The sequence below is a fragment of the Candidatus Komeilibacteria bacterium CG_4_10_14_0_2_um_filter_37_10 genome (assembly GCA_002793075.1).
Taxonomy (GTDB): domain Bacteria; phylum Patescibacteriota; class Patescibacteriia; order UBA1558; family UBA1558; genus UM-FILTER-37-10.
The window spans coordinates 1-9,279 of sequence record PFPO01000093.1 but is presented as its reverse complement, the minus strand read 5'-3'; the positions used below and the strand labels follow the sequence as shown (position 1 = coordinate 9,279).

The 9,279-nt window shown below is 39.3% G+C and carries 4 protein-coding genes; all 4 read left to right on the top strand.

The window, feature by feature from the left end:
* Positions 1-737: hypothetical protein (locus COX77_04875; GenBank protein ID PIZ98351.1), on the top strand; the 737-nt coding region annotated here is incomplete at its 5' end.
* 516 nt (positions 738-1,253) lie between these two features.
* Complete coding sequence (locus COX77_04870; GenBank protein PIZ98350.1) at positions 1,254-4,631, top strand: DNA-directed RNA polymerase subunit beta; 3,378 nt, start codon at positions 1,254-1,256, stop codon at positions 4,629-4,631.
* Positions 4,632-4,660: 29 nt separating this feature from the next.
* Positions 4,661-8,578 carry a DNA-directed RNA polymerase subunit beta' gene (gene rpoC, locus COX77_04865; protein PIZ98349.1) on the top strand — a complete coding sequence of 1,306 codons (3,918 nt, stop codon included), beginning with the start codon at positions 4,661-4,663 and terminating at the stop codon, positions 8,576-8,578.
* A 515-nt stretch (positions 8,579-9,093) separates the two neighbouring features.
* Positions 9,094-9,279, top strand: a 186-nt coding sequence (locus tag COX77_04860) for a hypothetical protein (protein PIZ98348.1), incomplete at its 3' end; no start/stop codon positions are given.

Here is a 9,279-nt window from a genome sequence, read left to right as displayed (position 1 = left end):
AAGCTGGTTTTTCTCTACAGGCAAAAAACAACTTAGAAGTTTTCAAAGTTATTTACGCTGATCAGCTGGCGAGTAATTTGCAGGGCATTAAGTTCGTGGTCAAAGGGCAATTATTTTCTTCGCCGCTATTGGGTAAATTTAATATTAATAACTGTTTGGCAGCTATTACTACCGCTGATGCTTTTGGCATTTCCTTAGAGGTAGCCGCCAAAGCTTTAAGTAAAGTAGCTTTAATTCCTGGTCGTATGGAATTTATTAGAGCTGGTCAACGATTTAATATTCTGGTTGACTATGCACCAGAACCATACAGTTTAAGGCAATTGTACACCACGCTTGACGATTGGCAGTTTGATCATTTGATACATGTTTTAGGGTCTGCCGGTGGTGGACGTGACCAGGCACGACGTCCGATTCTTGGTCAAATGGCCGCAACGAAAGCGGATACAATTATTGTTACCAATGAAGATCCCTATGATGAAGATCCGCAGTTTATCATTGATCAAATTGTCGCTGGCGCTCAGCCCATTATCAGATTGACTGGTAAAAAGTTCTGGTCAATATTGGATCGACGAGAGGCTATTAAAAAAGCTCTGGTATTAGCCACGGACAATGATTTAGTATTAATCACCGGTAAAGGATCAGAGCAAGCAATTTGTTTGGCTAATGGCAAGATGCAGCCCTGGGATGATCGAATAGTAGTGCGGGAGGAGTTAGAGAAATTGGTGAAGGTAAATTAATATACATATCAGTACAATAAGTAAAGTTAGCTTAGAACTTAGGAAAATACAGGATTAATCAGTATCTAGGTGAATAACCTAGCGCTTCTCTCTAAATCAATAATTTTGATCCTGTGGATAAATTGATGAAAAATGCCTAGTTTAAGGAAAAAAATGGAGTATTTGACAATAATTGAAGTAGTATATCTCTATTTAATATAGCTAATATTAGGTAAATTAGTTAACAGAGCGTATATTTATCCTTGACAAGAGCATGTAGTTTCTATATTATATTAGCATGTTAATTGGGGGTATTTATTCTTTTTTTAGGTAAAAATTAATAATTGAGCTCGTCCATTTTTGTGGATGAGATTTTTTTGTCCCCGATACCGATTTCTGGCTAAGGTTAAAAACGTGATGGCGCCGAAAGAAAAGAGTTGCAATTTAAATTTTTCGTTGCAGTTCTTTTTTGATTAAAAAATAAAATAACAATAATTTAATATTATTATATTTAACTTTTAATCCTTTTCTTATTATATGCTTCATCCACTAGGCGAAAGAAAATATTTCACTCAGGTAAAAGACGCCATGTCTTTACCAGATTTAATAGAAGTACAGAAAAATTCTTACAAATTATTCTTTGATACAGGTATCAAAGAATTATTTGAAGAAATTAATCCGATCAAGGATTATATTGGTCGTAATTTGGAAGTATATTTTCTAGATTATTATTTAGATGAGCCGAAGTTTGATGAAGTAACGGCACGGGCTAAGAATATAACATTCGAGGCACCGCTACGGGTGAAGGTGAAGCTGGTTAATAAAAAAACTGGTGAGATTAAAGAACAGGAAATATTTTTAGGTGATTTTCCTTTAATGACTGATCGCGGAACATTTATCGTCAACGGTGTAGAAAGAGTTGTAGTTTCTCAGCTCATCCGTTCCGCCGGTGTCTTTTTTTCTTCAACTGCTTATCGTGGTAAAAAATTATATGGCGCCAAAATTATTCCTAATCGTGGCGCTTGGTTAGAAATTGAAACAGAGCCTAGCGGTGCTGTTTTTGTTAAGATTGATCGTAAAAGAAAAGTGGCCGTTACTTCTTTGTTACGCGCCTTCGGTGTGAGTACCAACGAAGAATTGATTAATTTATTTAAAGAGGTAGAAGTTGATCCCAATATTAACTATATTGAAAAAACTTTAAGTAAGGATAGCGCTAAAAGTATTGAAGAAGGATTAATTGAAGTTTATAAAAGAATCCGACCGGGTGATTTAGCAACTGCGGATAATGCTCGTGGTTTAATTCACGCGATGTTTTTTAATTTTGAACGTTATGATTTTGGTGCAGTTGGTCGTTATAAATTAAATAAAAAATTTGATACTAATTTTCCGATTGATAAAGAGCATCGTGTCTTGATGGTGGACGACCTAGTAATGATTATCAAGGAAATTATTCGTTTAAATATTACGCAAGAGGAAGCTGACGATATTGATCATTTGGGCAATCGTCGAGTTCGTGCTATTGGTGAATTGATTCAAAACAAATTCCGCGTTGGTTTGGCTCGGATGGAGAGAATTATTAAAGACCGTATGAGTACTTTAGATATTCACACTTTGACACCGAGTCAATTGATAAATGCGCGACCGGTCATTGGTACGATCAAAGAGTTTTTTATGAGCTCACAGTTATCGCAGTTTATGGATCAAACCAATCCTTTATCCGAGTTAGAACACAAGCGCCGATTGTCCGCCATGGGTCCCGGCGGATTATCTCGTGAGCGTGCGGGCTTTGAAGTACGCGATGTGCACCGAACTCACTATGGTCGTATTTGTCCAATTGCCACACCAGAAGGACCGAATATTGGCTTGGTTGGCCACATGGCATCTTATGCGCGGGTTAACCAATATGGATTTATTGAAACCCCTTATCGTAAAGTACTACACGATGTAAAAAATAATGGTATTAGCGCCATTGGTCAGATAGCTCGGGAAGATATTTTAGACGCTAAGGGTAAAGTAATATTAGCTAAAGGTAAAGAAATTGATGAAAAAATTGCTCAGCACCTAGCTACAGAAACAGCAATTAAAACAGTGCCAGTGGTACCATTCGTTACTCGCGAAATTGAATATATTGACGCCTTTCAAGAAGAGCGTTCAGTAACCGTTGCGGCTACGACAGCAATTACCCCCGAGGGTAGATTCGTTCACGAATACGCGGAGGTACGCTATCATGGCAAACCATCGTTCGAGCGAGTAGAAACAATTGATTATGTTGATGTTTCTTCTTATCAAATCATCAGTATCTCAACAGCTTTAATTCCTTTTGTGGAAAACGATGATGCTGTTCGTGCTTTGATGGGAACCAATATGCAACGTCAGGCCATATCAGTGATTAGGCCCCAGACGCCCATCATTGGTACGGGCATTGAAATGAAAGCGGCCAGTGATTCTGGTCAGGTGATAGTTAATCAGAATGAAGGTAAGGTTGTTGGCGTGCAGTCCGATAAGATTTTGGTGGAAGAACAAAACGGCAACATTCGTCAGTATAATTTAAATAAATTTTTACGTTCAAATGCAGCAACTTCAATCAATCAAAGACCGATTGTCAGTAAAGGTGAGCTGGTCAAGAAGGGTGAGGCTTTGGCTGATGGTGCGGCTACCGAATATGGTGAGCTTGCATTGGGACAAAATATATTAGTAGCTTTTATGGCTTGGGATGGCGGTAACTATGAAGACGCTATTTTGATTTCGGAAAGAGTCGTCCAAGATGATCGCTACACCTCTATTCATATTCAAGATTATCCCATTGATGTTCGTGATACAAAACTCGGACCAGAGATTATCACTCGTGACATTCCTAATGTCAGTGAAGAAAAATTAAAAGACCTGGATGAAAGCGGCATCGTTCGTATTGGTGCTAAAGTTTCTTCCGGTGATATTTTGGTTGGTAAAATCACTCCCAAAGGTGAGACTGAACTATCGGCTGAAGAGAAATTATTACGAGCAATATTTGGTGAAAAAGCCAAAGACGTTCGTGACACATCTTTGTATTTGGAACACGGTGAACACGGAAAGGTGATCGACGTCAAAATATTTTCTCGTGAAAAAGGTGATAAATTACCCGCCGGCGTGATCAAATCCATCCAGATAACAATTGCGCAATTACGTAAAGTACAAGTTGGTGATAAAATGGCTGGTCGTCATGGTAACAAAGGTGTTATTTCTCGTGTCGTACCAGTGGAAGATATGCCATTTATGGAAGACGGAACCCCGGTTGATGTTATTCTTAACCCCTTAGGCGTTGTTTCTCGTATGAACCTAGGTCAATTATTAGAAACCCATTTGGGATTAGCAGCTCAAAAGCTTGGCTATCGAGTGGCCACGCCAGCTTTAAATGGCGTCAAGCCAAATCAGATTAAAGCAGAATTAGTCAAAGCCGGCTATCAAGAAGATGGTAAATTACAATTATTTGATGGCCGCACTGGTGAAGCTTTTGATAAGCGATCGGTCGTCGGTATTATTTATATGTTGAAGCTTAATCATTTGGTGGAAGATAAAATTCATCAACGATCGATCGGACCGTACTCTTTAGTTACCCAACAACCATTGGGTGGTAAAGCACAGTTTGGCGGTCAACGCTTTGGTGAAATGGAAGTATGGGCCCTCGAGGCATATGGCGCCGCTCATGCCTTGCAAGAGATTTTAACCATCAAATCCGATGATGTGCCTGGTAGAAGTAAAGCCTATGAGTCTATTATTAAAGGCGAGCCAATCAAAAAGGTTAATATTCCTGAATCATTTAATGTTTTGGTTAGAGAACTAAAAGGATTGTGTTTGGACGTTGATCTGATCAAAGATCTTAAGGCCGATAAAGAAAGTCGAAATAAGAAAGAGACTAATACCGAAGAATCAAACTAATATATTTTTAATAATTTCTTATATTTCATATGCCAACTCCATCATCAACTAAGACAACCTTCGTCAATACTGAATCAACGTTTGATTTGGATTTTGACGGCATCAGATTAAAGCTGGCGAGTCCAGAAGATATTCATCGTTGGTCTCATGGCGAGGTCACCAAGCCAGAAACAATCAACTACCGTACTCAGAAACCGGAAAAAGACGGATTGTTTTGCGAGCGCACATTTGGCCCTTCCAAGGATTGGGAATGCTATTGTGGTAAGTATAAAAGAATTAGATATAAGGGGATTATTTGCGATAAGTGCGGTGTTGAAGTCACACGCGCCATTGTTCGTCGCGAACGCATGGGTCATATTGATTTAGCGACCCCGGTTTCGCACATTTGGTTTTTACGAGGTATCCCATCACGTATTGGTTTGATTTTAGACATGTCCAGTCAGGAACTAGAAAAGGTGATCTATTTCGCTTCCTTTATTATCATTTCTGTAAATGAAGAGTTACGTGAGCAAGTGATGCAGCAAATCAAAAACGAATTGAAAGCCAAGATAAAAAATATTAGTAACGAACAAGAACAAAAATTAGTCCAGTTAAATAAGAACAAAGCTGATAAATTAGTCGCTGCTAAAAATGACCACGACAAAAAGAAAGCGGAAGATGATTTCATTGAACAGAGCGCGGCTTTGACACGTATTACTAACGATAAACTAGAGCACCTCCAAGCTGCTGCTGATCGGGCCAAAAAAGAATTGAAGGAATTGCGCGTTAGACAAATTATTTCCGAAGCACAATATCAAGATTTATCAATGAAATATGGCCATGTCTTTGAAGCAAGTATTGGCGCGGAAGCAGTGCGCAATCTTTTAGTTGAGGTGGATTTACCATTATTGATACAGAAATTGCAGCAAGAAAAAATGACAGCCATTCCTTCAAAGATGAAGAAAATTACCAGACGACTGAAGCTGGTTAAAAATTTAATTGCTAATAGTGTGCGACCAGAATGGATGATTTTGATGGCCGTACCAGTTATCCCACCAGACTTACGACCGATGGTGGCTTTGGATGGTGGTCGCTTTGCCACCTCTGATTTAAATGATTTATATCGTCGTGTGATCAATAGAAATAATCGTTTGAAAAGATTGAAGGAGTTAAACGCCCCGGAAGTTATTCAGCGCAATGAAAAAAGAATGTTGCAAGAAGCAGTTGATGCTTTGATTGATAATAATGCTCGGCGGAGCAAAACAGTAACCGCCTCCACCGGCCAAAAAAGAACCCTCAAGAGCATCGCTGATATGTTAAAAGGTAAGCAAGGACGTTTTCGTCAGAATTTATTGGGTAAAAGAATTGATTATTCTGCTCGTTCAGTAATTGTTGCTGGACCAAAATTAAAAATTGGTGAGACTGGTATTCCTAAAATTATGGCCCTGGAATTATTTAAACCATTTGTTATCTCCGAACTAATCAAAAGAGAAGTGGTGCACAATGTCCGTTCAGCCAACAGATACATTGAGCAAGACCACGCGGAAGTTTGGGATATTTTGGAAGAGGTTACCAGCAAGTCATTTGTCTTTTTAAATAGAGCACCGACCTTACATCGTTTGGGAATTCAATCTTTCAGACCCAAATTGATTGAAGGCAAAGCCATTCAGGTTCATCCTATGGTATGTAAAGCTTTTAATGCTGATTTTGATGGCGATCAAATGGCCGTACACGTACCATTGACTGAAGAGGCCAAGAAAGAAGCAGAAGAGTTAATGCATTCGGTGAGAAACTTATTAAAGCCAGCAACCGGTGAGCCAATTATTTACCCAGATCAGGACATTGTTTGGGGCTGTTATTATTTGACTTATAGCAGTGGTCAGAAGGGCGAACGACTTAAATATTTTACCGATTATAATGAAGCGAAGTTGGCTTATGATTTGAAACAGATTACGTTGCATGAAGATATTCATGTCAAGATTAATGATCAGCTTATTGCTACCACCGCCGGACGTTTGATTTTCAATTCCATTTTACCGAGCGAATTGAACTATATTAACAAAACCATGAAATCTAGCGAGTTGCGTAATGTCATTAGTCAGTCTTTCGCTCAAGCCGGTCGGGAAACCACGATTGATTTACTGGATGAAATTAAAAGTTTGGCTTATAAATACATAACTCAATCTGGCTTGTCTTGGGGGATGTCGGATATTCCCGATGTTACTGAGAAGAAAGCTATGATTTTTGAAGGTGAGAGACGAGTCAGCGAAGTTCAACAACAATACAATGATGGTTTATTAACCAATCATGAGCGTTATATTAACGTTATTGAAATATGGAATCAAGTGAAAAATGAGATCACCGAGGTCAGTAAAAAATCATTTGATGCCTCGTCTAGCTTGTATTCAATCATTGATTCTGGTGCTCGTGGTTCCTGGGCCCAGCTAATTCAGATTATGGGTATGAAGGGATCAGTGGTCAGTCCAGCTGGTGAGATTATTGAATTACCAGTCAAAGCTAATTTTAAAGAAGGATTGGATGTATTGGAATATTTTATCTCCACTCACGGTGCTCGCAAAGGACTATCAGATACTGCCCTGCGTACGGCTAATGCTGGATACCTCACGAGAAGACTAGTGGATGTGGCGCAGGATTTGGTCATCAGCGAAGAGGACTGTCATGATACCGAAGGTTTAACTTTGAATTTGCAGGATGTGGAAGATATTGGTGAACCAATGTCTCGTTTGATACTGGGACGAGCTGCTTTGAAGGAAATTGCTCATCCGACAACCAAAAAAGTTATTGTGAAGGCTGGCGAATTTATTACCCCAGAACTCATTGAGCAAATCGAAAAAGCTGGTGTTAGCGAAGTAACCATCCGTTCTAACATGACTTGTAAAACCGTTCGTGGTATTTGTCATAAGTGTTATGGTTGGGATTTGGGCTATAATACGCCAGTCAAACACGGCGTGGCTGTCGGTATTGTTGCCGCACAAAGCATTGGTGAGCCAGGAACGCAGTTGACGATGCGTACTTTCCATACTGGTGGTGTAGCCGCAACTGGTGATATTACTCAGGGTTTACCAAGAGTAGAAGAGCTTTTTGAAGGCCGCTCTCCCAAGAAGAAAGCAATTGTGGCCACTGAAGATGGTGAGGTAATTATTGATGAAACAACGGATCTTAGTATTCGCAGAGAAAGAGTGATCAAGTTTCATTATCATGGGCCAACTATTGAGGAGCATGCTTATAATGAGGATTTTGAAGTTAAGGTTAAAGATCAGCAACTGGTACGCCCAGGCGATGTGTTGATGAAATATATTGCTGGCGAAACAATCGTCGCTGCTAAGAATGAAGGCCATGTACGTTTAACTAAGTCAGGAATACAAATTTATCAAGATATTGATGCGGTTAAAGATATTATTATTCCACCGGGGTATAGTTTATGGATCAAAAATCATGCCCAAATGAAAGCCGGCGATCCAATCACGGAAGGTAGTTTAGATTTGCAAGAACTGTACCACTACAAAGGACGCTTAGCCACAGAAAAATACATTATTAAAGAAATCATGTGGATTTATTCTTCGCAAGGGCAGAAGATTAATATGAAACACATTGAGTGTATTATTAGACAGATGTTCTCGCGTGTTTATATCCACGATGCTGGTGATACCAATCTATTACCTGGTGACGTGGTTACTACTTCGGAATTTACTGAAGAGAATTTGAAAGCCAAAAAGGAAAAGAAAAAAGAAGCTCGAGGAGAAATATTATTACTAGGTATTACCAAAGCCTCTTTGACTACTGATAGCTGGTTATCAGCTGCTTCTTTCCAAGAGACGGCGAGAGTATTGATTGATGCCGCTGTTACTGGTAAGGTAGACAAACTCAAGGGATTAAAAGAGAATGTTATTATCGGCCGTTTGATTCCAGCAGGAACTGGTTATTTGGTGAAAAGAGTAAAAGAATAATACGATCGTTGATAGAGAGCCAGTTCAAGAGCCACTAAGGAACTTGGGCTGGTTTTTTTTAACTCCCAGCGTTGCCAACTCCCGGCGTTGGAGCACTGTTGACAAAAAGCGTTAAATGATATAAATATAGATTAAACGTACAATAATATTTACTTGAAGAAAGGATAGAATCGTGAAAAAGTTTATCTTTACAGTGCTATTGGTTGCTTTTGGAGTTGGTCTAATTTTTCTGATGAGCACTTGTTAATCAAAAGCCAATGAATTAAAAACCGTCTTAACTAGGGCGGTTTTTTTAACTCCCAGCGTTGCCAACTCCCGGTGTTGAAGCACCATTGACGTAGTAAGTATTATGTGGTAATATAGAAAATTATTGTTATTTAACACAAACTTGTGATGGTCATAGCCAAAAGATGTTGATTTTGATCGGCCTTTTCTGGCTATGACCACTAATGGTCGCGCCCCTCAACTCACGGGCAGTGAGAAACTTAAGAGTAAATAACTCAAAAGGAGATATTATGAAATATGGTTTATTAACCCTTGGTCAGATTGAAGCAATTATTAACAAGCTTGGTGGCTACGAAGGAGCATTAAAGTTTTTACGTGGCGGACTCCGATTTTCCGTCACCTCAGACGGCACTACCGGTGAACAATGGATCGAGCGTTTGGAAAGTAAGGGACATCGGATTAGTGAATATGCCAAG